Annotated in this window: 20 protein-coding genes; 8 read left to right on the top strand and 12 right to left on the bottom strand. The window is 63.1% G+C overall.

Annotated features, from left to right (window positions below; all coding sequences use genetic code 11):
- Positions 1-32: 32 nt before the first annotated feature.
- The 7 genes from JWR51_RS13975 to uraH form a co-directional block, all read right to left on the bottom strand.
- Positions 33-959, bottom strand: a complete 927-nt coding sequence (locus tag JWR51_RS13975) for an ABC transporter permease (protein ID WP_299748432.1) — start codon at positions 957-959, stop codon at positions 33-35.
- Positions 956-2,035: an ABC transporter permease gene (locus tag JWR51_RS13970; RefSeq protein ID WP_299748429.1), complete on the bottom strand. Its 1,080-nt coding sequence runs from the start codon at positions 2,033-2,035 to the stop codon at positions 956-958. Before JWR51_RS13970 ends, JWR51_RS13975 begins: the two co-directional genes overlap by 4 nt.
- Entirely contained in the window at positions 2,019-3,563 is a 1,545-nt protein-coding gene (locus tag JWR51_RS13965; RefSeq protein ID WP_299748426.1) for an ABC transporter ATP-binding protein, read from the bottom strand. Before JWR51_RS13965 ends, JWR51_RS13970 begins: the two co-directional genes overlap by 17 nt.
- Positions 3,553-4,416, bottom strand: coding sequence for a xanthine dehydrogenase accessory protein XdhC (gene xdhC / locus JWR51_RS13960; RefSeq protein WP_299748423.1), 864 nt, complete (start codon positions 4,414-4,416; stop codon positions 3,553-3,555). Before xdhC ends, JWR51_RS13965 begins: the two co-directional genes overlap by 11 nt.
- 157 nt (positions 4,417-4,573) lie before the next feature.
- Positions 4,574-6,901, bottom strand: coding sequence for a xanthine dehydrogenase molybdopterin binding subunit (xdhB, locus tag JWR51_RS13955; protein WP_299748420.1), 2,328 nt, complete (start codon positions 6,899-6,901; stop codon positions 4,574-4,576).
- A gap of 205 nt (positions 6,902-7,106) precedes the next feature.
- Positions 7,107-8,564: a xanthine dehydrogenase small subunit gene (xdhA, locus tag JWR51_RS13950; protein WP_299748418.1), complete on the bottom strand. Its 1,458-nt coding sequence runs from the start codon at positions 8,562-8,564 to the stop codon at positions 7,107-7,109.
- Complete coding sequence (gene uraH / locus JWR51_RS13945) at positions 8,565-8,921, bottom strand: hydroxyisourate hydrolase (RefSeq protein ID WP_299748415.1); 357 nt, start codon at positions 8,919-8,921, stop codon at positions 8,565-8,567. It abuts the gene before it with no gap.
- Positions 8,922-9,083: 162 nt separating this feature from the next.
- Here uraH and puuE point away from each other — a divergent pair, with 162 nt between their 5' ends.
- The gene (gene puuE, locus JWR51_RS13940) at positions 9,084-10,499 is read left to right on the top strand and encodes an allantoinase PuuE (RefSeq protein ID WP_299748413.1); all 1,416 of its coding nucleotides are present in this window, start codon (positions 9,084-9,086) and stop codon (positions 10,497-10,499) included.
- 60 nt (positions 10,500-10,559) lie between these two features.
- Here the strand turns inward: puuE and JWR51_RS13935 are convergent, their stop codons facing one another.
- Positions 10,560-10,709, bottom strand: a complete 150-nt coding sequence (locus JWR51_RS13935; protein ID WP_299748410.1) for a hypothetical protein — start codon at positions 10,707-10,709, stop codon at positions 10,560-10,562.
- A gap of 67 nt (positions 10,710-10,776) precedes the next feature.
- The gene (locus JWR51_RS13930) at positions 10,777-11,229 is read right to left on the bottom strand and encodes an SRPBCC family protein (RefSeq protein ID WP_299748407.1); all 453 of its coding nucleotides are present in this window, start codon (positions 11,227-11,229) and stop codon (positions 10,777-10,779) included.
- 51 nt (positions 11,230-11,280) lie between these two features.
- Here JWR51_RS13930 and JWR51_RS13925 point away from each other — a divergent pair, with 51 nt between their 5' ends.
- The 5 genes from JWR51_RS13925 to JWR51_RS13905 all read left to right on the top strand — a co-directional run bounded on the left by JWR51_RS13925 (position 11,281) and on the right by JWR51_RS13905 (position 14,573).
- Positions 11,281-11,613 carry a metalloregulator ArsR/SmtB family transcription factor gene (locus JWR51_RS13925; protein WP_299748404.1) on the top strand — a complete coding sequence of 111 codons (333 nt, stop codon included), beginning with the start codon at positions 11,281-11,283 and terminating at the stop codon, positions 11,611-11,613.
- 68 nt (positions 11,614-11,681) lie between these two features.
- Positions 11,682-12,515 (top strand): bifunctional allantoicase/(S)-ureidoglycine aminohydrolase, encoded by an 834-nt coding sequence (locus JWR51_RS13920; RefSeq protein ID WP_299748401.1) that lies wholly within the window; start codon positions 11,682-11,684, stop codon positions 12,513-12,515.
- Positions 12,512-13,003 carry an ureidoglycolate lyase gene (locus tag JWR51_RS13915; protein ID WP_299748398.1) on the top strand — a complete coding sequence of 164 codons (492 nt, stop codon included), beginning with the start codon at positions 12,512-12,514 and terminating at the stop codon, positions 13,001-13,003. Before JWR51_RS13920 ends, JWR51_RS13915 begins: the two co-directional genes overlap by 4 nt.
- 106 nt (positions 13,004-13,109) lie before the next feature.
- Positions 13,110-13,901: an META domain-containing protein gene (locus JWR51_RS13910; protein ID WP_299748396.1), complete on the top strand. Its 792-nt coding sequence runs from the start codon at positions 13,110-13,112 to the stop codon at positions 13,899-13,901.
- Between the two features lie 48 nt (positions 13,902-13,949).
- Positions 13,950-14,573: a nucleoside deaminase gene (locus JWR51_RS13905; protein ID WP_299748393.1), complete on the top strand. Its 624-nt coding sequence runs from the start codon at positions 13,950-13,952 to the stop codon at positions 14,571-14,573.
- Between the two features lie 324 nt (positions 14,574-14,897).
- On the opposite strand, the gene JWR51_RS13900 is transcribed toward JWR51_RS13905, so the two are convergent.
- Positions 14,898-15,032 carry a hypothetical protein gene (locus tag JWR51_RS13900; RefSeq protein ID WP_299748390.1) on the bottom strand — a complete coding sequence of 45 codons (135 nt, stop codon included), beginning with the start codon at positions 15,030-15,032 and terminating at the stop codon, positions 14,898-14,900.
- Positions 15,033-15,213: 181 nt separating this feature from the next.
- Between JWR51_RS13900 and otsB the strand changes: the two genes are divergently transcribed.
- Both otsB and JWR51_RS13890 read left to right on the top strand, forming a co-directional pair.
- A complete protein-coding gene (gene otsB, locus JWR51_RS13895) occupies positions 15,214-15,996 on the top strand; it encodes a trehalose-phosphatase (protein WP_299748387.1) in 783 nt (260 codons plus the stop codon).
- An 18-nt stretch (positions 15,997-16,014) separates the two neighbouring features.
- Entirely contained in the window at positions 16,015-17,430 is a 1,416-nt protein-coding gene (locus JWR51_RS13890; RefSeq protein WP_299748385.1) for a trehalose-6-phosphate synthase, read from the top strand.
- 173 nt (positions 17,431-17,603) lie between these two features.
- On the opposite strand, the gene JWR51_RS13885 is transcribed toward JWR51_RS13890, so the two are convergent.
- Positions 17,604-18,497 carry a 2-dehydropantoate 2-reductase gene (locus tag JWR51_RS13885; protein ID WP_299748383.1) on the bottom strand — a complete coding sequence of 298 codons (894 nt, stop codon included), beginning with the start codon at positions 18,495-18,497 and terminating at the stop codon, positions 17,604-17,606.
- 63 nt (positions 18,498-18,560) lie between these two features.
- The gene (locus JWR51_RS13880; RefSeq protein WP_299748546.1) at positions 18,561-20,042 is read right to left on the bottom strand and encodes a DEAD/DEAH box helicase; all 1,482 of its coding nucleotides are present in this window, start codon (positions 20,040-20,042) and stop codon (positions 18,561-18,563) included.
- Between the last annotated feature and the right edge of the window lie 648 nt (positions 20,043-20,690).

Raw genomic sequence — 20,690 nt, 5'->3', positions numbered from 1 at the left:
TTTTCTTGGTGATCGAAAGGCATTGAGACCTCTCAATTGGTAGGCATGAACGGCTTGCCGAGGCAGGCCGGAGCATTGGTGGAAGCATCGCGCCGGATCGAAATCAGCACCAGCACGACGATGGTGGCGAGGTAGGGCAAAGCAGCCCACAGCTCGGACGGAATGACCGCCAGCACGCCGCCGCCGGCCTTGGCGTAAAGCTCCATGGTCATGACGAGGCCGAAGAGATACGCGCCGGCCAGCAGGCGAAGCGGCCGCCACGAGGCGAACACCACCAAAGCCACGGCGATCCAGCCACGGCCGGCAGTCATGCTTTCGGCCCATTGCGGGGTGAGCAGCAGCGGGAAGCAGGCCCCGGCAATGCCCGCCATGGCGCCACCGAAAACGACCGCAGCATAGCGCACGCCGGTCACCGAATAGCCGATGGAATGGGCCGAATGATCGTTCTCGCCGACAGCGCGCAGGATCAGCCCGGAGCGGGTGCGCTTGAGGAACCACCAGATGGCGGCCACCATGATGAAGGAGAAATAGACCGGGAACGAATAGCCGAAGAATACCCGCCAGAATGGGTCGCGGGCGAGCATGTCCGGGAACAGCGGCTGCATCAGCGCGATGGGTTTGGCCGAGTAGGGCGCGCCGGCAAGGGCCGACAGGCCGGTGCCGAAAATCGTCAGAGCCAGGCCGGTTGCGGTCTGGTTGGCAGAGAGGCTGAGCGTGAGGAAGGCGAAGATCAGCGATACCGCCGCGCCGGCAAAAGCGCCGCAGAGCAGGGCCAAATAGGGATTGCCGGTATAGAACTGCGCCACGAACCCTGCGATGGCGCCGACCAGCATCATGCCTTCGACGCCAAGGTTAAGCACGCCGCTTTTCTCGGCAACCAGTTCACCAAGCGCCGCGATCAGGATGGGTGTCGCTGCGCCGACCAGGGTGACGATGATGGGGATGAGCATCTCCATCATGCGGCTCCGGCGGGCGTCGTGACGACGCGGCGGATGCGGTAGCGGACCAACAGGTCGCCCGCGAGTAGGAAGAACAGCACCATGGCCTGGAAAATGCCGGTGGCGGCATCGGGCAGCTTGATGGTGGTTTGCGCCACTTCGCCGCCGACGAAGGTGATGGCCAGCACAATGCCGGCAAAAATCACGCCGAGCGGATTGAGCCGGCCGAGAAAGGCCACGATGATGGCGGTGAAGCCATAGCCGGTGGCAAAGCCTGGCACCATGCGCTGGAACGGGCCGGCGACTTCGAGCACGCCGGCGAGGCCCGCCAGCCCGCCGCTGACCAGCATGGCCAGCCAGATGGTCTTGTTTTCGCTGAACCCGCCATAGCGCGCGGCGTGGGGCGCGGCGCCGACGACGCGCATGCGATAGCCGAACACTGAGCGCGACATGATGAACCACGCCACTAGCGCCACCACGATGGCGATCGGCACGCCCAGATGCACGATGGTATGGGGGATGACGGTGGGCAGCTGGGCTGACTCGGCGAACCGGCGCGTCTGCGGAAAGCCGATCCCCATCGGGTCCTTCCACTGGGCGCGGATCAGGTAGTAGATCAACTGGATCGACGCGTAGGTCAGCATCAGGCTGGTCAGGATTTCATTGACGTTGAGCCGCGTCTTGAGCAGCGCGGGGATAGCCGCATAAAGCGCACCACCGACCACACCGGCCAGGATCATCAACGGCAGAATCCACGGCCCGCTCATCGTATAGGTGGCGAGCGCCACCCAGGTGCCGGCGAGCGCGCCAACCACATATTGCCCCTCAGCGCCGATGTTCCAGACGTTGGCGCGGTAGGCGATGGACAGGCCGGTGCCTATGATGATCAACGGCGCAGCCTTGATGCCGAGATCCTGCCATTTATAGGCGTTAGTCAGCGGGGTCAGGAACACTTCGCGCACCGCGCCGATGCCGTCATAGCCGATCAGTGAGAAGATGATGGCGCCCACAATCATGGTCAGGATCACCGCGCCGACCGGCGTGGCATAGAGCATGAAGCGGCTGGGTTCGGCGCGCTTCTCAAGCCGGAATTGCATCACGCGCCTCGCTCGTTCCGTGCACGCCACCCATCAGCAGGCCAATCTCTTCCACCGATATCTCACCGACCTTTTGGGCATCGGACAATTGCCCGGCATTGATCACCGCCAGCGTATCGCACAGCGCCAACAGCTCATCGAGATCCTGGCTGATGACGACGATGGCCGAGCCTTCGGCCGCCAGATCGACCAGCGCCTGGTGGATGGCGGCCGCGGCGCCGGCATCGACGCCCCACGTCGGCTGGCTGACCACCAGCACGGTGGGACGCTGCAGGATTTCGCGGCCCATGATGTACTTTTGCAGATTGCCGCCCGAGAGCGAGCCGGCGGTGGAGCTGGGGCCCAGCGCCTTAACCGCGAAATCGGTGATCACCTTGCCCGTATAGGTCTTGGCTGCCCCGGAATTGATCAGCCCGAGCACCACCATGCCGAGCCGGTTGCGGGCGGTCAGGATGGAGTTGTCGGAAAGCGTGAAATCGCCCACCGCGGCGTGGCCGTTGCGCTCCTCGGGCACGGCACAGAGACCATGGCGGCGGCGGCCGGTGGTATCGAGCAGGCCGAGTGGAAAGCCGTCGATAGTGATGGCATCCTTGTCCTCGCCGAGAATTTCGCCGGAGAGCGCATCGAGCAGCGCGTTCTGGCCATTGCCCGCCACCCCCGCAATGCCGAAGATTTCGCCGGCTTTGACGACAAAGCTGACGCTATCGACCGGCACGTCGAAATGACCCGATTTTTTGGTCGAAAGCCGGGAAACCACGAGCTTGGGCAGGCCCATGGTCCGCCCCGGCGCACGCACGATGTCCTTGAGGCCAGCGCCGATCATCTTCTCGGCCATGGAGCGCGAGGTTTCGGCTTTCGGATCGCAGGTATCGACCAGCTTGCCGCCGCGCAGGATCGTCGCGGTGTCGCACAAGGCTTTGATTTCATGCAGCTTGTGGGAAATGTAGAGGATGGAACAGCCGCCCGCCGCAAGCTTGCGCAGCACGTCGAACAATTGCTCGACTTCCTGCGGGGTCAGCACCGAAGTGGGCTCGTCCATGATCAGCAGTTTGGGATCGAGCAGCAGTGCGCGCACGATCTCGATACGCTGGCGTTCGCCCACCGACAGGGTCGCGACGGTGCGATGCGGATCGAGCAGCAGCCCATATTGGGTCATCACGGCGCGGATGCGCGCTTCGAGCTCGCGGGCGGGGATTTTGGCATCCATGCCCAGCGCGATGTTTTCCAGCACGGTCAGGGCTTCGAACAGCGAGAAATGCTGGAACACCATGCCGATGCCGAGCGCGCGGGCGGCCTTGGGATTGGCGACGACGGTGCGCTGCCCGTCCCAGACGATCTCGCCGGCATCGGGCTGCATGATGCCGTAGATCATCTTGACCAGGGTGGATTTGCCGGCGCCATTTTCACCCAGGAGAGCGTGGATTTCGCCGGGCTTGACCGAAAAGCTGACATTGTCGTTGGCGAGGACGCCGGGGAAACGCTTGGTGATGCCGATGAGTTCAAGCCGATGCGGCATACTAGCGTCCATGTATGGCTCCCAGTTTCCTGGTGCCTTGCGCCTGCACAGATCGAGCTTCCCGGCGGCCAATGTGGACCATAATTTCTGCCGCCGCCAGTGCCGCAATCACCTCGGGTCGTTTATCCCCAAGCCCATGGTTACCGATGGGCAGGACCAGTCGCTCCAGTGCGGCCTCGTCGCCGCCTTCGGCCCGATACCAGGAGGCAAACCGCGCCCGTTTGGTGCGCGAACCGACCATGCCGACATAGGGACTATCTAGGCGCTGGAGGGCTTCGAAGGCGATCATGAAATCGAGCGCATGGTCGTGGGTGAGGATGACGTAGGCGCTGCCCTGGGGGGCATTGCGGACCACGGCTTCGGGCATCGGCACGGCGCGGGCATCGACGTTTTCCGGCAGACCAATGAGTTCGTCGCTGCGGGTATCGACCACATGAGCATGGACCGGCAGCAGCGCCAGCATACGGGCAAGTGCACCGCCGACATTGCCGGCGCCGAAGATATAGACGTGGGTCTGGGCTTCGTCTTCGGCGGCAATGCGCTCGGCAAGCTCTTCGCGCAAAGCGACATCGGCATAGCGCAGGCTGACGCCGACGCGGCCGCCGCAGCATTGGCCGATTTCGGGGCCGAGGGGGACGTCCATCGCGTCGGTCGCCTGGCCATTGGCGATCAGGCGGCGGGCGTGGTCGATGACCATGTATTCGAGCGCGCCACCGCCGATGGTGCCGAAAATGGTGGTGCGGCCCACCAGCATGAAGGTGCCCTGCTCGCGGGGCGACGAGCCACGGACGGAGGTGAGCTCGGCGGCGATCGCGTCGGGGTTTTGGGTGAGAAAGGTGGTGAGGGTTGGGGTGCGGAGAGTCATGAGGTGGCCTCGCGCATAGCCAGCCCCCCCACCCAACCTCCCCCTGACAGGGGAAGGAGCCGGACTGTGGTTGGAACCAGATCGCGACAAGCAAACGATGGTGTTCCTCCCCCTATCAGGGGGAGGTTAGGTGGGGGTGAGGCAGCAAGCGCCAAGCTCAACCCCTCGCCTCCCGCTTCAATCTCTCGCATCCCATCAACACCCGCTCGGGCGTCACCGGCGTATCGAGGTTTGGTGCAATTTTATATTCGGCAACCGATGCCACCGCCATCGACAGCGCCTCGACCACGCTCATCGCCAGCATCAGGGGTGGCTCGCCGACCGCTTTGGAGCGGCCGATGGTGGGCTCGGCATTGATCGACCATTCGGCCAGTTTGACGGTGAAAATCGGTGGCACGTCCGAGGCGACGGGGATTTTGTAGGTCGAGGGCGCCTTGGTGCGCAATTGGCCCTTGTCGTCCCACACCAGCTCCTCGGTGGTGAGCCAGCCCATGCCCTGGATGAAGCCGCCTTCGACCTGGCCGATATCGATAGCCGGGTTCAGCGACTTGCCGACATCGTGCAGGATATCGACGCGATCGACGATGTATTCGCCGGTCAGCGTATCGATGGTGACCTCCGAAACCGATGCCCCATAGGCGAAATAGTAGAACGGATGGCCGCGGCCAGTCGCGCGGTCCCAGTGGATTGTCGGCGTCTGGTAGAAGCCGGCGGCGGAGAGCTGGACGCGGTTGAGATAGGCCGAAGCCACCAGTTCGTCGAACGGCACGAATTGATCGCCGGCCTGGATGCCGCCCGGCACCCAAAGCACTTCGGCTTCGTCGCACTGGTAGAGTTTGGCGGCGTGGACGACCAGCCGTTCCTTGATCTGGCGGGCGGCGTCATAGGCCGCCATGCCGTTGAGATCGGAGCCGGACGAGGCGGCGGTGGCGGATGTGTTGGGCACCTTGCCGGTCGTCGTCGCCATGATCTTGACGGCGTCGAGCCCGACGCCGAAGGCATCGGCCAGCACCTGCGCCACCTTGATATAAAGCCCCTGCCCCATTTCGGTGCCGCCATGGCTCAGATGGATCGAGCCATCGCGATAGACATGCACCAGCGCGCCGGCCTGGTTGAACCAGGTGGCGGTGAAGGAAATGCCGAACTTGACCGGCGTCAGCGCGATGCCCTTTTTGAGGACGGCACTGGCCGCGTTGAAGGCCAGCACGGCCTGGCGGCGGGCCTGATAATCGGACGAGGTTTCCAACTCATCGACGATACGGTGGACGATGTTGTCGCCGATGGTCTGGTGATAGGGCGTGATATTGTTGGTGTCGGTGCCGTAGAAATTGGCCTTGCGGATCTCGAGCGGATCCTTGCCGAGAGTGTAGGCGATATTCTCGATCCAGCGCTCGGCCGCCATCATGCCCTGCGGGCCGCCGAAGCCGCGAAACGCGGTGTTGGAGACCGTGTTGGTATAGAGCGGCTGCGAGACGGCGCGGACCGCGGGATACCAATAGGCATTGTCGCAATGGAACAGAGCGCGATCGGTGACAGGGCCGCTGAGGTCGGACGAGAAGCCGGCGCGGGCGCCGTAGATGGCGTCGACCGCGTGGATTCTACCGTGGTCATCGAAGCCGACATCGTAATCGACCACGAAATCGTGGCGCTTGCCGGTAGCGGTCATGTCATCGTCCCGATCGGGGCGGATTTTGCAGGCGCGGTGCCACTTTTTGGCAGCGATGGCGGCGACGGCGGCAAACAGGTTGCCCTGGGTTTCCTTGCCGCCAAAACCACCGCCCATGCGGCGCACATTGACCGTCACAGCATGCTGGTGAATGCCCAGCGCGTGCGCGACCATGAGCTGGACTTCGCTGGGATGCTGGGTGGACGAAAACACGGTCACATCCTCGTCCTCGCCGGGGATGGCGAGGGCGATCTGGCCTTCGAGATAGAAGTGGTCCTGCCCGCCGATGACGACGCTGCCCTTGAGGCGGCGCGGAGACGAAGCGAGACCGGCTTCGACATCGCCGCGTTCCAGCTTAAGCGGCTCGGTGACCAGCTTGCCGCCGGCGGCCTGCGCGGCGCGTACATCGATAGCGTGCGGCAGGTCGCGGTATTCGACCTTGGCCAAGTGGGCGGCGCGGCGGGCGAGATCGCGGGTCTCGGCAATCACCGCAAAGATAGGCTGGCCCCAGAAATGAACTTTGCCGATGGCGAAGATCGGCTCGTCATGCTGGTGGCTGGGGCTGACGTCGTTTTCGCCCAGGATATCATCGGCGGTCAGCACGCCGATGACGCCGGGAGCGGATTTGACCGCCGTGTAGTCGATGGCGACGATTTCGGCATGGGCCCTGGTGGAGAGCGCCAGATAGGCATGCATGGTGCCTTCGGGCTCGACGATATCGTCGATGTATTCGGCGACACCGGCGACGTGTTTGGGGCCGCTGTCGTGGCGGCTGGAGGAGTGGAGCGTCGAACGGGCGATGGTTGGGTGCTTGTTCATGGGAAATTCCCCGCCTCCGGACCTCCCCTCTCCCCTTGCGGGAGAGGGACCGACTTTTCTGCGTTCAGCAGAAAAGTCAGGGTGAGGGGTACTGCGCTCGCCCATGTTTCCGCGGCGGAAGAAAGAAACCCCTCATCCGCCCTTCGGGCACCTTCTCCCGCAAGGGGAGAAGGGTGACGACTGAAAGGTTTGTTCAACACCACCATCATGCCACCTCGCGCGTTAGCCGCGTGCCCTGGCCGGTGGTTTCGAGGAAGAACCGACGCAGCAGGTTTTGCGCGACGGTGAAGCGGTATTCGGCGCTGGCCCGCATATCGGAAATGGGCTGGTAGTCTTCGGCGAAGGCCGCAATGGCGGCGTCGATCGTGTCCAGCGTCCAGGGCTTCCCGACGAGCGCGGCTTCGACGGCCTTGGCGCGCTTGGGCGTTGCCGCCATGCCGCCAAAGGCGATGCGGACCATGCCGACGGTTCCGGTATCGTTGACGAAGACGCGGAAGGCGCCGCAGAGGGCAGAAATGTCCTCCTCGCGACGCTTGGAGATCTTGTAGGTGGCGAATTGTTCGCCGGCCGGCAAATGCGGAATGGTGACGCTTTCGACGAACTCGCCCGGTTGGCGGTCCTGCTTGCCATAGGCGAGGAAATAGTCCTCGAGCTTGATCTCGCGGCGGTGCTCGCCACGCCGCAAATGCAGCTTGGCGCCGAGCGCAATCAAGGGCGGCGGGGTATCGCCGATGGGCGAGCCATTGGCGATATTGCCGCCGATGGTGCCCATATTGCGGATCTGCTCGCCAGCAATGCGGTCCCATAGTTCGGCGAGTTGCGGGAAATACGTCGTCAGCGTCGGCATGGCCTCGGAGTAGGACACGCCGGCATAATAGCGCAGCTCACTGTCGTTTTCGGCGATGCGCTTGAGCTCCTGCAGATTGCCGATGAAGATCACCGGGCTGATATCGCGCATGAATTTGGTGACCCAGAGCCCCACATCGGTCGAGCCAGCGACGATGGTCGCCTTGGGATTGACTTCATAGACGGTGGCGAAATCGTCGAGGCTGGCGGGAATGATGATGCTGTCGCCGATTTCGACGCGCGAGCCATCGTTCAGCGCGGTTATGCGGGCCTTGAGCGCGATGCGTTCGGCGCGCAGCGGATCGGCCTCGGGCGCGCCATAGGACGAGATCGCCTTGGCGGCGCGGATGATGGGGGCATAGCCGGTGCAGCGGCAGAGATTGCCCTGCAGGGCCTTTTCGATGGCGGGCTGAGTCGGATTGGGATCGCGCATCCAGAGGCCATAGAGGCTCATGACGAAGCCCGGCGTGCAGAAGCCGCATTGGCTGCCGTGATGGTCGACCATGGCCTGCTGCACCGGATGCAACGTGCCGTCCTTTGCGGCCAGATGCTCGACAGTGACCACATGGGTGCCGTGCAGGCTGCCGACGAAGCGGATGCAGGCGGTGACCGAGTCGTAGATGATTTCGTCGCCCATCAGGCGGCCGACCAGCACGGTGCAGGCCCCACAATCGCCCTCGGCGCAGCCTTCCTTGGAGCCGCGCAGGCGTTTTGTCAGGCGCAGATAATCGAGCAGCGTCGCGTCCGCGGCCACATCGGTGAGCGCGATTTCCTCGTCATTGAGGATGAAGCGGACGGCGTGGCTGATCGCGACCATCTAGCTGCCCCTGTATGTCGAATAGGCGAAGGGGCTGACCAGCAGCGGCACATGATAGTGGCTGTCGGCGCTGATTTCGAAGCGCACTGGCACCACGTCGAGGAATGGATTCTCCAGCTCGACGCCAAGGCGCTCAAAATACTGGCCGACATGGAAATGGATTTCGTAAATGCCATGTTGGAACTGGTCCGCGTCCAGCAAGGGCTGGTCCACGCGGCCATCGGCATTGGTATAGCCTTCGCTGATGTGGTGGGTGTGATCCCCATGCACGAACAGCAAATCCAGCCGCATGCCGCGGGCCGGCTTGCCATGCATGGTATCGAGTACGTGTGTCGTCAGGCGTCCTGAACCCGCCATTCGCTGCTTTCCGTCTGTGGTCCCCGAACTGCGAGACTATCGCAATTGGCGAGCAGGCCAAGAGGGATTTCGCCTAATTTTTACCAGATGGTCCATTTTTGTGCATCTTGCCGTGGCGGCCGCAACGGGTAGACTCGGAGCGAACTGCAAGCGAGACAAAAAATGCGTTATCCCCGCGACATGGTCGGCTATGGTCCTAACCCACCGCAGGCCAACTGGCCCGACGGCGCCCATGTGGCCGTGCAATTCGTGCTGAACTACGAAGAGGGCGGGGAAAACAATATCCTGCATGGCGATTCGGGGTCCGAGGCGTTCCTGGCCGATGTGGTGGGGGCGGCGCCCTGGCCAGGGCTGCGGCACTGGAACATCGAGTCGATGTACGAATACGGGGCCCGCGCCGGATTTTGGCGGCTGCACCGGCTGTTCACCGAGCGGAACCTGCCGCTGACCATTTATGGCGTCGCCACGGCGCTGATGCGTGCGCCCAACCAGTTAGCGGCCATGCAGGAGGCCGGCTGGGAGATTGCCAGCCACGGCTATAAATGGGTCGAGCACAAGGACATGCCGCCCGAAGTGGAGCGCGAGCAGATCGCCGAGGCGGTCCGGCTGCACACTATCGCCACGGGATCGCGGCCCACCGGCTGGTATACGGGCCGCTGTTCGCTGAACACCGTCGACCTGGTGTCGGAGGAAGGCGGCTTCGAATATGTGTCGGACACCTATGACGATGACCTGCCCTATTGGCGTGTCCATCAGGGCCGCCCACAACTGATCATCCCCTATACGCTCAGTGCTAACGACATGCGCTTCGTCACCGCGTCGGGCTTCGACAATGGCGAGGAATATTTCCAGTTCCTCAAGGACAGTTTCGATTGCCTCTATGCCGAGGGCAAGGCGGGCAGCCCGAAGATGATGTCGATCGGGCTGCATTGCCGCCTGGTCGGGCAGCCGGGCCGCGTCATGGGGCTGCAGAAATTCCTCGATTACATTGCCGGCCACGACAAGGTGTGGGTGCCCACTCGCATCGATATCGCGCGCCACTGGGCCAGGGAGCATCCGTATCAGGCGCCGACGCTGATCCCCTCGCAGCTCGAAAAAGCTGAGTTCGTGAACAAGTTCGGCTCGATCTTCGAGCATTCGCACTGGATCGCCGAGCGCGCCTGGAGCGGTGAGCTGGGGCCATCCAACGACACCGCCATCGGCCTGCATTTTGCGCTGCGCACGCAGTTCCGCATGGCCAGCATCGAGGAACGCTTCGCTGTACTGCGCGCCCATCCGGATTTGGCCAGCAAGCTGGCCGCCGCCAAGCGGCTGACCGAGGCCTCTGCCGCCGAACAGGCTTCGGCGGGGCTGGATGCGCTGACCGACGACGAGCGCGAGGCATTTACCCGGCTCAACACCGCCTATGTGGAGAAATTCGGCTTCCCGTTCATCATCGCGGTCAAGGACAACACCAAGGCGTCGATACTGGCGGCGTTCGAGACGCGGCTGAGCAATGATGCGGAGGAGGAGTTTGCCACGGCCTGTGCGCAGGTGGAACGGATCGCATTGCTGCGGGTAGAGGGTTTATTGGGGTAGTTACGCCCACGCGCACTCATCCCGGCGCGAGCCGAGGTGGCAGCTGAGGCCTCGGCGGCCTCAGCCGAAAAACGCGTCGCTGTCCTTGGCTTCGTGTTCGTCCCCGTCCTGGATCAGGCCGAAGACGAAGGCAAAGATGGCGAGCCATGGCAGGTGGTGTTTCACCCAGCCGTGCGGCGCGAACTCATGATGGGTCTGGTACTCATACATGCCTTTATCATGCCAGCCAAATCTTACGGATTCGGTAACGCTAACGGGTACTTAACGCGTCACTCCGTTATTTGTAGAATCCATCGCGCAGATTGATGCCGTGCTCGATGTAGATTTTGAGCGCGCACAACATGCCGGTCCAGCCTTCGCAATTGCCGAAGGAGGCTTTGAGCGAGGCGGCGTTTTCGTGCCAGCCGGCTTCCGAAATGCGCACCAGGGTACGCCCGTCGTCCAGCGCCTCGAAACTCATGGTGACAGTGGTCTGGTAGGCCGGCCCGCCATCCGACGCTGCATCCCAATGCAGCACGATTTCCTTGTCTTTGACCACGCGCTCGATCGTCACCGGGAAGGCGCCGGGGAAATCGGCGAAGTCCCAAGTGACCGTAGCGCCGGTTTCCAGCCGCCCGACTGCACCGGCGGTAGTGAAGTAACCTGATAGCTGCTTGGGATCGGCCACCGCCTCGAACACCTCGGAAACCGGCTTGGCGATGCGGCCGCTTACGCTGAATTCATAGGCCATTGTCATCTCCTCTTGCTTGACTGCAACTAGCATATGTTATAGATTTATAACATGTCAACCGAAGACGAAAACGATGCGATTTTCAAGGCACTGAGCCATCGCTCGCGCCGCCATCTGCTCGATCTGCTCAAGAGCGAACCGCGCACCACCGGGATGCTATGCGAGCTGATGCCGGAGCTGGACCGCTGCACCGTGATGCAGCATCTTAAGGTACTGGAAGAGGCCGGGCTGATCGTGGCGGAACGCCGGGGCCGCGAGCGCTGGAACCATCTCGACGCGCTACCGATCCACGCCATTCACGAGCGCTGGATCGGCCCTTATGCCGCCTATGCGAGTTCCATGTTGAGCAAGCTCAAGCGCTTGGTGGAGACGCCAGCGGACTAATTCTGTCTTGGCCTCAAGCCATTGAAGGTTCTAGTGTTGGGGCAAGATTCCTGGACCCCGAAGAGCTAATGGCCAACCCTCCCTACGCCTCCCCCAGCGCCGGCCTTCCACCGCAGACTGCCCTGCATGCAGGGCGCGCCGTGTTCACCGAGGCCTATGCGGTCATTCCGCATGGCGTCATGCGCGATATCGTCACCAGCTATCTGCCGCATTGGACCGAGACCCGGGCCTGGGTCATCGCCCGGCCGATGTCGGGATTTTCCGAGACCTTCTCGCAATACATCATGGAGGTTTTTCCTGGTGGGGGCAGTGCGCAGCCGGAGCCGGACAAGACTGCCGAAGGCGTACTGTTCGTGGTCACCGGGCAAGCCAACCTGACGATCGACGGCAAGGCGCATCTGCTCAAGCCCGGCGGTTACGCTTTCCTGCCGCCCAGTTGCGTCTGGACGCTGTTCAACAAGGGTACTGAGCCGGTGCGGTTTCATTGGGTGCGCAAGCGCTATGAGGCGGTCGAGGGCATCGAGACCCCGCCCGCCTTCGTCGCCAACGAGCAGGACGAGCCGATCATCTGGATGCCCGATACGGCCAACACTTGGGGCACAACCCGTTTCGTCGATCCGCAGGATCTGCGCCACGACATGCACGTCAATATCGTGACCCTGGAGCCGGGCGCCTCGATCCCGTTCGAGGAAACCCATGTCATGGAGCACGGGCTCTATGTGCTGGAAGGCAAGGCGGTCTATCGGCTCAATCGCGACTGGGTCGAAGTCGAGGCCGGCGATTTCATGTGGCTGCGCGCCTTCTGCCCGCAGGCCTGTTACGCGGGCGGGCCGGGCCGGTTCCGCTACCTGCTCTATAAGGACGTCAACCGCCACATGAAGCTGGGCGGCGTCCTCAAGTGAGCACCATCCTGATCGAGCCGCTGACCGCCGAGGCGTTTTCGCCATTCGGACAGGTCATCGAAATGGCGGGCGCCAACCACTATCCGATCAATGGCGGCATGACCGAGCGCTATCACGATCTCGCCCGGGTCGAGCTTGGCGGGGTGCATGCGCGACCGCTGATCTCGATCTTTCGCGGCCAGCCTTATGAATTGCCGCTGACCCTGAAGCTGGTCGAACGCCATCCGCTCGGCAGCCAGGCATTTTATCCGCTGTCGGATCGCCCATTCTTGGTCGTTGTGGCAGAGGATTTGTCCGGTGTGCCAACGACGCCACGGGCGTTTCTCACGGTGCCGGGCCAGGGCGTCAATATCGCAATGAATACGTGGCACGGAGTTTTGACGCCGCTGGGAGCGGCTTCCGATTTCATCGTTATTGATCGCGGCGGCGATGGCAATAACCTCGAAGAACACAGTTTTGCCACGCCCTATCTGGTCCGGCACGCCTGAGCGTCTTTACCTTGCCCCGCGAATATTCGGCCGCGTCTCTCGAAAATCTGGGCACTTTACTCTAGTTTATGCGTTCTCTGACGACGGACGGCGGCAGGAGTGAGCGATGTTTTCGCGTAAAATCTGGACGGTTGGCGCGATACTACTGGCTACGGCCCTCTCGCTGGGGCCAGCCTTGGCGGTCGACCAGATCACCTTCACCGGCGAAGTCACCTATCGCGAGCGCATCGCCCTGCCCCCTGACGCCGACCTGACCGTCACGCTGGTCTCGCTCGACGCCAATGGCGCGCCGCATGCCATCGGCGCCACAGCGCTGATCGAGGCGCCCGGCCAGGTGCCGCTGCAATTCGTGCTCGACTTGCGCAGCGATGCCATCCAGGATGACCAGGCCTATGGCCTGATAGCCGAAATTCGGTCCGGCGGCGTGCCGCTGTTCCGCAACCGCACTCCCGTGCCGGTCGATCCGGCGCTGCCGCTGCCCACGATGATCCTGGTCAATTTCGATCCACCGCCGCCATCGCCCGAGCCCGAACCGGTGCCGGCCATTGGCGAACTCGAAGTCACCGCAGCTTTGTTCGACACCATCTGGCAGGTCCGCAATATCAATGGCCATGCGGTGCATGAAGCCACCGAGGTGTCGCTCTCCATCGCGCCCGATCGCCGCGCCGGTGGCAATGGCGGTTGCAACAGCTATTTCACCGAGGCCATGTTCGACGGGCCCGCATTGCGTTTCGGCCCCGTTGCGGGCACCCGCATGGCCTGCGATTTGCCGGTGATGCAGCAGGAGGCCGACTATTTCGCCGCGCTGGAAGCCACCTCCAGCTATGAGCTGGCCGACCACACGCTCTACCTGCTCGATGTCGATGGCAACCCGCTGGTGCGGCTGATGCGGCAATAGGCAAACCGGAGCGGTCTTGCTAACCTGTGCATGGCACAAGGGGACCGCATGGATAGGCCTGAACTGATTTCGCGCCTGCTCGACGTCATCGAAACCGATATAGCGCCGGTGACTCGCAAGGGCGTGGCGCGCGGCAACAAGCTGTTTGGCGCCGCGATCCTGCATAAATCCGACCTGTCGGTGGTGGTGGCGGAAACAAACAACGAAATCGAAAACCCCCTCTGGCATGGCGAAATGCATGCCATTAAGCGCTTCTTTGAACTGCCCGGGGATAAACGGCCCGAGGTGAAGGACTGTCTGTTCCTCGCCACGCACGAGCCCTGCTCGCTGTGCCTGTCGGGGATCACCTGGTCGGGGTTCGACAACTTCTACTATTTGTTCAGCCACGAGGACAGCCGCGACAGCTTCGCGATCCCGTATGACATCCAGATCTTGAAGGCGGTCTACGCGGTGGCTGACCCCGAGACCGACGCGGTTCCGCCGGATCGCCCGCTCTACAACCGGACCAATCAATATTGGACCAGCCATAATATCGTGCAGATGATTGCCAGCCTGGATCGGGGTCACAAGGAGGAACTGGTGGCCCGCGTCGATGATCTCAATGCGCTTTATGCCGACCTGTCCGCCGCCTATCAGCAGGACAAGGGAAGCAAGGGCATTCCGCTCGCATAAACAAGCCGTGTTTTGCAGTAACCGTTTAGCTGAGCCTGCCCTTCCACTATCCTTCCCGCGGACTTGATCCGCGGGCCTCTATCGGCATGGCACAAGCGGCCAGTGGCCCGCGGATCAAGTCCGCGGGAAGTGCGGTGGGTGGGGATGCATAGCTAAAAGCCGAATACTTCAGCCGTGCAGCGTGATCGTCATTCATGCAGCGTGATCGGCGCGGTCAAGGCATTGCCAGGGCTTTCGGCGAGCGAGGCGGCGAAGGTCAGCATGCTCATGGCCAGGACGAACAGGACGGTGAGAAAAACTTGTGTCATTTGGATATCCCCCAGTTTAGCGGTTAGCGACGTCGATGCTGATGGCGGTCTTCAGCTTGAAGGCGCCAGCCTGGCTCTGCTCCGGCAGGACGCCGGCGAAGAACAGGTTGAAGATCAGCCCGATCAGGGCGGTGAACAGCATCGGCGGCATTTGATTTCGGTCTCGAATTGCGGTGTTGGCGCCTTGATAGCGCCCGCCATTTGAATGGCCCTCGAATGCCGCATTTATCTTTCGTTCATCTCTTCCCGCCTGGCGCATGGCTGCCATAGCCGAACCATTGCGCTGCTGGAACGTTGAGCGTGCAGAGTTCGGCTAACCAAAGGCCCAGTCCATGTCCGAGATCAATCACGCCGCAGCCCATATTGCGGCCACCCGCCTGGCAATTTTCACCGACTTCGACGGCACGCTGGTGGAAATCGCCGATACCCCCGACGAAATCGACGTCCCCGATACCCTGCCCCAGGCGCTGGAACGCGCTGCCCGCGAACTCGACAGCGCCTTTGCGGTGCTGACCGGGCGCGAAATCGACGACATCGACCGATACCTGTCGCCGCTGATCCTGCCGGTGGCGGGCGCGCATGGCACCCAGCGCCGCCGAGCCGATGGCACGGTGGAGGGGCCTGACGCTGCGTCCACCATTGGCGCCGAGGAAATCGCCCATGCGGTCGAGCCGCTGGTGATGGCCCATTCGGGCCTGCTGATGGAAGCCAAGGATGGCGCGGTGGCGCTGCATTTCCGCCAGGCGCCCGAGCTTGAAGCCATGTGCCGCGTGGCGATGGAAGAAGCCATTGGCGGCGTTCCCGAGTTCACCCTGGTACCCGGCAAAATGGTGTTCGAGGCCCGTCCGCGTGGCGTGAGCAAGGGCTCGGCGCTGCGCGCCTTCATGACCGAGGAGCCGTTTATTGGCCGCACGCCGATCTTTATTGGCGACGATACCACCGACGAGGACGGCTTCATCGCCGCCCAGGAACTGGGTGGCGTCGGCATCAAACTGGGTGATGGCGAGACCTCCGCACGGATGCGCATAGCCAACGTCGCCTCGGTGCTGGCGCTGCTGCGCGGGCTTGGCGACATCGCCGAACGTGACCGGCTCGCCGAAGAACAGATGCATTAGGTTCGCTTGGGGGCAAGCATGAGTAGGCTGATCATCGTTTCGAACCGCACGCCGGGACGCGACCCGGCGGCGGGGGGCTTGGCCGTCGCCCTGCGCAAGACCTTGGCCGAACGCGAAGGCTTCTGGTTTGGCTGGTCCGGCAAGCTGACGGAAAAACCGTCGGCTGATGCCGTATTCGAGGATATCGACGGGCTCAGTGTCGGCAAGCTGGACCTGACCAAGGAGGACCACCGCGGCTACTATGCGGGGTTTTCCAATTCGATCCTGTGGCCGAGTTTTCACCTGCGGCTGGACCTCGCCACCATCGAGGCGCCTTGGTATGAGGCCTATCGACGGGTCAATACCCAGTTCGCCAAGGCGCTGTTGCCGCATTTGCAGCCCGACGACGTGATCTGGGTGCATGATTATCACCTGATCCCGCTGGCGACCGAATTGCGCCATCTCGGCGCCCGCAACCGGATCGGTTTTTACCTCCACATCCCCTTCCCCACCACCGATGCGCTTTATGCCATTCCGCACCACAATGAACTGATGCGCGACCTGTCGCGCTATAACTTGGTCGGCCTGCAGGCGCAGCGCGACGTGGCGGCGTTCAACGATTTTGCCGATCACCAATCGCCGTCGTCGTTGTCGGATGGGCCGCTCGAGGCGGTGGATTTCTCGCAGACCGAAATCGCGGTCTTCCCGATCGGTTCGGACCCCGACGCTTTTGCCAAGCTGTCCACCAGCCCGGCGGCGAACAAGATGATCAAGCGCATGCAGCGCGCGATGGACGATCAGCGGCTGATCCTGGGGGTCGACCGGCTGGATTATTCCAAGGGCCTGCCGCAGCGCGTCGAGGCCTATGAGAAGCTGTTGGCTAACAATCCGCAGTTCCGCCGGCTGGTTCATCTGCTGCAGGTGGCGCCGCCGTCGCGCGACAGCATCAAGGAATACCAGGAAACCAGCGACACGCTGGACGCCATGTGCGGTCACGTCATGGGGCGCTTTGCCGAACCGGACTGGGCGCCGCTGACCTATGTCAAACGCGCCTATGGGCAACCGAGTCTCGCGGGCCTGTATCGGCTGGCGCGGGTTGGACTGGTGACGCCTTTGCGCGATGGCATGAACCTGGTGGCACATGAATATGTCGCCTCGCAGAACCCGGCCGATCCCGGCGTACTGGTGCTGTCGCGCTTCGCCGGCGCGGCCGAGATTTTCCCCGATGCGCTGCTGGTCAATCCGTTCGACACCGACGAGACGGCGGAAGCCTTGCGGCTGGCGCTGGAGATGGGGCTGGATGAGCGCCAGGAGCGCTGGCATGCGCTGATGGACGCGGCGCGGCTCTACAGCGTGGACAATTGGGCCAACAGCTATCTGGCGCGATTGAGCCCGGATACGCAGCAAGGCAACGGACCGTTGCGGGATGTTTTGTATCTGGCTTCGGTGGGCTAGGCTGCACACAAAACCAAACGGCCCTTCCCGGAAGGGAGATAGGGAGAGGATGGACCACCGCCCTTCCCGCGGGCTTGACCCGCGGGCCACTCTCCACACGGCACAAGCGATGAGAGGCCCGCGGGTCCAGCCCGCGGGAAGGCCGGTGGGTGTGGCATATCGCTGCCTAATCCCTACGCCGTCACCCACGGACTGCCCGAGGCCCCGAGCAAAGTCACCAGCAATGCGTTCATCGGGGTCGGGATGCCACGCTGGCGGCCAAGCCGGACGATGACGCCGTTGCGGGCATCGATTTCCATTGGGTTCCCTGCCAGCCGGTCGGCATGAAGAGAACCGCCCGATGCCCCCTCGGGCATAGTGCGGAAGCGCTCGAGCACCTCTTCGACTATGCTGGAGGGAATTTGGGCGCCCTCGGCGCGGCCTACAGCGGCGCATTCCTCAACCAATCCGCGCACGATGGCTTCCAGCCCTTCGCCCCAAACCGGTCCCGTGGCCCGCAAGGTCAGGCTAGGAACGATCGCCGCGCAATTGCCGGCCAGCTTGACCCAGATCTGCGAGACGAAATCGGGATCGGCCACCGCCCTGATCTTCGTCTTGGCGAACAGCGCCACAAAATCCTCACCATCGCGCCCGGCGGGAACAGCGATGACACCCTCCCGGTGCTGGACGATCCGGCCCGGTGCAGTGCGGGCCGCCGGCAGGTTGATCATCACCGGCACGATCCGCTCCGGTGCCACGAGATGGGCGAACAATTTGACGTGCTCGACGCCGTTCTGGACAATGGCGACCCGCGTCTGGCTGCCGACCAGGTGATCGAGCCACGGCTTTATCGAGTCGACATCGTAGGTCTTGGTGCACACCAGCACCCAGTCAACCGGCTTCGCACTGGCCGGATCAGTCAACACCAGCGGTGACGCAGTGATCGTACCGTCGCTGGGCGTCTCGACGCGCAGGTCACCGAGGGGCGTGCGAGCGCACAGGGTAATGTCGAAGCCCGAACCTTGCGCCAACCAAGCTGCCAGCGCACCACCGATGGCACCGGGTCCGATCACCGCAATCGACGTCATCACGCTTCTCCGAAAACAAAAAGGGCGGCTATTATGCCGCCCTCCATAGTCGATGAGGATAACTTACGCTACGCGACCGCGCTGGCGATCGGCGTTGGACCGGCCATTGTCGCGGGCCGCGTCCTTCTGGGTCTTGCCCCAGCGCTGCTTCGGCTTGGCGGCCGGCTTGGCGCCGAGAGGCTTGCCAGTTTCCATGTCGCGGCGAACGCGATTGACCTGAGAATCAGGCAGCGGAGCGCGCGGCGCCTCGGCGGCAGGACGCGTGCGCGCTGGCTTCGGCGGAGCTTCCTTGCCGAATTCGGCGAACGGACGACGCTCGGCCGGCGCGCGGCGGTCGGCCTGCGGCGCAGCCTTGGGGTTGCGTGCATTGCGCGGGCCCGGGCGGCCCGATGCCGGCTTGTAGGCCGAACGCGGTGCCTCGACCACGCCGGTGCTGTTGGCGAGGCTGAGGTCACCCGTATAGGGCAAGGTGCGGCGGATCAGGCGTTCCACGTCGCGCAGCTTGCCGCGCTCGGTGCCGTCACACAGGGTGATGGCAATGCCCGAAGCCCCGTTCCGGCCGGTCCGGCCGATGCGGTGGACATAGTTTTCCGGATCGTCGGGCAGCTCGTAGTTCACCACATGGGTGATGCCGGGCACGTCGATGCCGCGCGCTGCGATATCGGTGGCAACCAGAATGCGCACGTCACCCGACGCAAAGCCCTTGAGCGCGCCCTGACGGGCGTTCTGGGACTTGTTGCCGTGGATGGCCGAGGCCTTGTGACCATCGATCTCGAGGTTCTTGGCGACACGATCGGCGCCGTGCTTGGTGCGAGCGAAAATGATCACGCGCTCCATGCCTTCCTTCTCGTCGGCCAGCAGCTCGTTGAGCACGCCACGCTTGGCCTTGGCACCGGAGAGGATAACACGCTGGTCGATCTTGACCACGGTGGAGCCGGCAACCTGCGCATCGACGCGGACCGGATCGCTCAAAAGGGTCTTGGCGAGATCGGCAACTTCGGGGGCCATGGTGGCCGAGAACAGCATGGTCTGGCGCTTCATGCCGATCGCCTTGACGATGTGGCGCACCGGGGCGATGAAGCCCATGTCGAGCATGCGGTCGGCTTCGTCGAGCACCAGCCAGCGGGTTTCGCCGAGCTTGATCTTGCCGTCGTCCATCAAATCCTTGAGGCGGCCGGGGGTCGCAACGACGACGTCGACGCCCTTGGCGATGCGCTGCACCTGATGGTAGCGCGACACGCCGCCGAGCACGAGCACGGTCGACAGGCCCATCTTGGAGCCGGCGAACTTGCGGATGGCTTCGTCGATCTGGACGGCCAGTTCGCGGGTCGGGGCGAGAATGAGGGCACGGGTCGTCATCGGCCGCGGACGGCCGGTGAGGGTGAGGAGGCCAGCCAGGATCGGCAGGCCGAAGGCTGCGGTCTTGCCGGAGCCGGTTTGGGCAATGCCCATGAGATCCTTGCCGGCCAGCAAATGCGGAATGGCCTGCAACTGGATCTTGGTAGGCTCGGTGAAGCCGTTTGCCGTGAGGCTATCGGTGAGCATTGACGGCAGGCCGAGGGAGATAAAATCGGACAAAATGAATTCTTTCGGTTCGTGCGTCACATGACGCGTGTCCTGCGCGCAGAACCAAAGCAGCGCACAGAACGCCAGCGGCTGAGCCGGTGGCGGTTACAACAGGGGCATCGGCGATAAAAAGGGAGATATCGCGCGGGTGCTGGCTCAAGCCTGAAGCATGCTTCAGGTTGACTTCGCCGCTCACCGCTTAGGTCGATAAGAAGAGAAGTCCGTCACAAATTCGTGGTGCCATCGGGACCCATTATGGTCCCATGCGCCGGTGACGATGCGGCTGATATGAGGGAAGACGGTTGAAATAGCAAGTCTAATCGAGATCGGGCGGCGCATGGGAGGTGTGCGTGGAGAGGGTTTGGGCACGTTAAAACGCCCGCACGGCCCGACGGGCTCACGGTTTTACAAGGACTGCGGCATGCGGCGAGACGTGCCTCATGGGTTTTGGTAGTAAGCGAGACAACGTCTCGCCGCATGCGATGGGGTTTCTGGCCGCTCGAACGTGGCCATCCTTTGAGTGGGATGACGAACGTCGCGCTGGCCCAGGGATCGCGCGACCGCATTCCCCTCCCACCAAACTCCCCACGGCCGTTCGTCGCGAACCCGCAGCCATTGTGGAGATAT

The sequence above is a fragment of the Devosia sp. genome, assembly GCF_028290625.1.
Classification (GTDB): Bacteria; Pseudomonadota; Alphaproteobacteria; order Rhizobiales; family Devosiaceae; genus Devosia.
The sequence above is the reverse complement of the archived record's forward strand: the minus strand, read 5'-3'. Positions and strand labels throughout refer to the sequence as shown.

What these genes read in the sequence shown, in the direction of transcription:
- xdhB (WP_299748420.1), bottom strand. Translation starts at nt 6,901, where the DNA reads ATGAACAAGCACCCAACCATCGCCCGTTCGACGCTCCACTCCTCCAGC.
- uraH (WP_299748415.1), bottom strand. Translation starts at nt 8,921, where the DNA reads ATGGCGGGTTCAGGACGCCTGACGACACACGTACTCGATACCATGCAT.
- xdhA (WP_299748418.1), bottom strand. Translation starts at nt 8,564, where the DNA reads ATGGTCGCGATCAGCCACGCCGTCCGCTTCATCCTCAATGACGAGGAA.
- JWR51_RS13920 (WP_299748401.1), top strand. Translation starts at nt 11,682, where the DNA reads ATGGCCAACCCTCCCTACGCCTCCCCCAGCGCCGGCCTTCCACCGCAG.
- puuE (WP_299748413.1), top strand. Translation starts at nt 9,084, where the DNA reads ATGCGTTATCCCCGCGACATGGTCGGCTATGGTCCTAACCCACCGCAG.
- JWR51_RS13890 (WP_299748385.1), top strand. Translation starts at nt 16,015, where the DNA reads ATGAGTAGGCTGATCATCGTTTCGAACCGCACGCCGGGACGCGACCCG.
- JWR51_RS13910 (WP_299748396.1), top strand. Translation starts at nt 13,110, where the DNA reads ATGTTTTCGCGTAAAATCTGGACGGTTGGCGCGATACTACTGGCTACG.
- JWR51_RS13885 (WP_299748383.1), bottom strand. Translation starts at nt 18,497, where the DNA reads ATGACGTCGATTGCGGTGATCGGACCCGGTGCCATCGGTGGTGCGCTG.
- JWR51_RS13965 (WP_299748426.1), bottom strand. Translation starts at nt 3,563, where the DNA reads ATGGACGCTAGTATGCCGCATCGGCTTGAACTCATCGGCATCACCAAG.
- JWR51_RS13925 (WP_299748404.1), top strand. Translation starts at nt 11,281, where the DNA reads ATGTCAACCGAAGACGAAAACGATGCGATTTTCAAGGCACTGAGCCAT.
- JWR51_RS13880 (WP_299748546.1), bottom strand. Translation starts at nt 20,042, where the DNA reads ATGCTCACCGATAGCCTCACGGCAAACGGCTTCACCGAGCCTACCAAG.
- xdhC (WP_299748423.1), bottom strand. Translation starts at nt 4,416, where the DNA reads ATGACTCTCCGCACCCCAACCCTCACCACCTTTCTCACCCAAAACCCC.
- JWR51_RS13970 (WP_299748429.1), bottom strand. Translation starts at nt 2,035, where the DNA reads ATGCAATTCCGGCTTGAGAAGCGCGCCGAACCCAGCCGCTTCATGCTC.
- otsB (WP_299748387.1), top strand. Translation starts at nt 15,214, where the DNA reads ATGTCCGAGATCAATCACGCCGCAGCCCATATTGCGGCCACCCGCCTG.
- JWR51_RS13900 (WP_299748390.1), bottom strand. Translation starts at nt 15,032, where the DNA reads ATGCCGCCGATGCTGTTCACCGCCCTGATCGGGCTGATCTTCAACCTG.
- JWR51_RS13930 (WP_299748407.1), bottom strand. Translation starts at nt 11,229, where the DNA reads ATGGCCTATGAATTCAGCGTAAGCGGCCGCATCGCCAAGCCGGTTTCC.
- JWR51_RS13975 (WP_299748432.1), bottom strand. Translation starts at nt 959, where the DNA reads ATGATGGAGATGCTCATCCCCATCATCGTCACCCTGGTCGGCGCAGCG.
- JWR51_RS13935 (WP_299748410.1), bottom strand. Translation starts at nt 10,709, where the DNA reads ATGTATGAGTACCAGACCCATCATGAGTTCGCGCCGCACGGCTGGGTG.
- JWR51_RS13905 (WP_299748393.1), top strand. Translation starts at nt 13,950, where the DNA reads ATGGATAGGCCTGAACTGATTTCGCGCCTGCTCGACGTCATCGAAACC.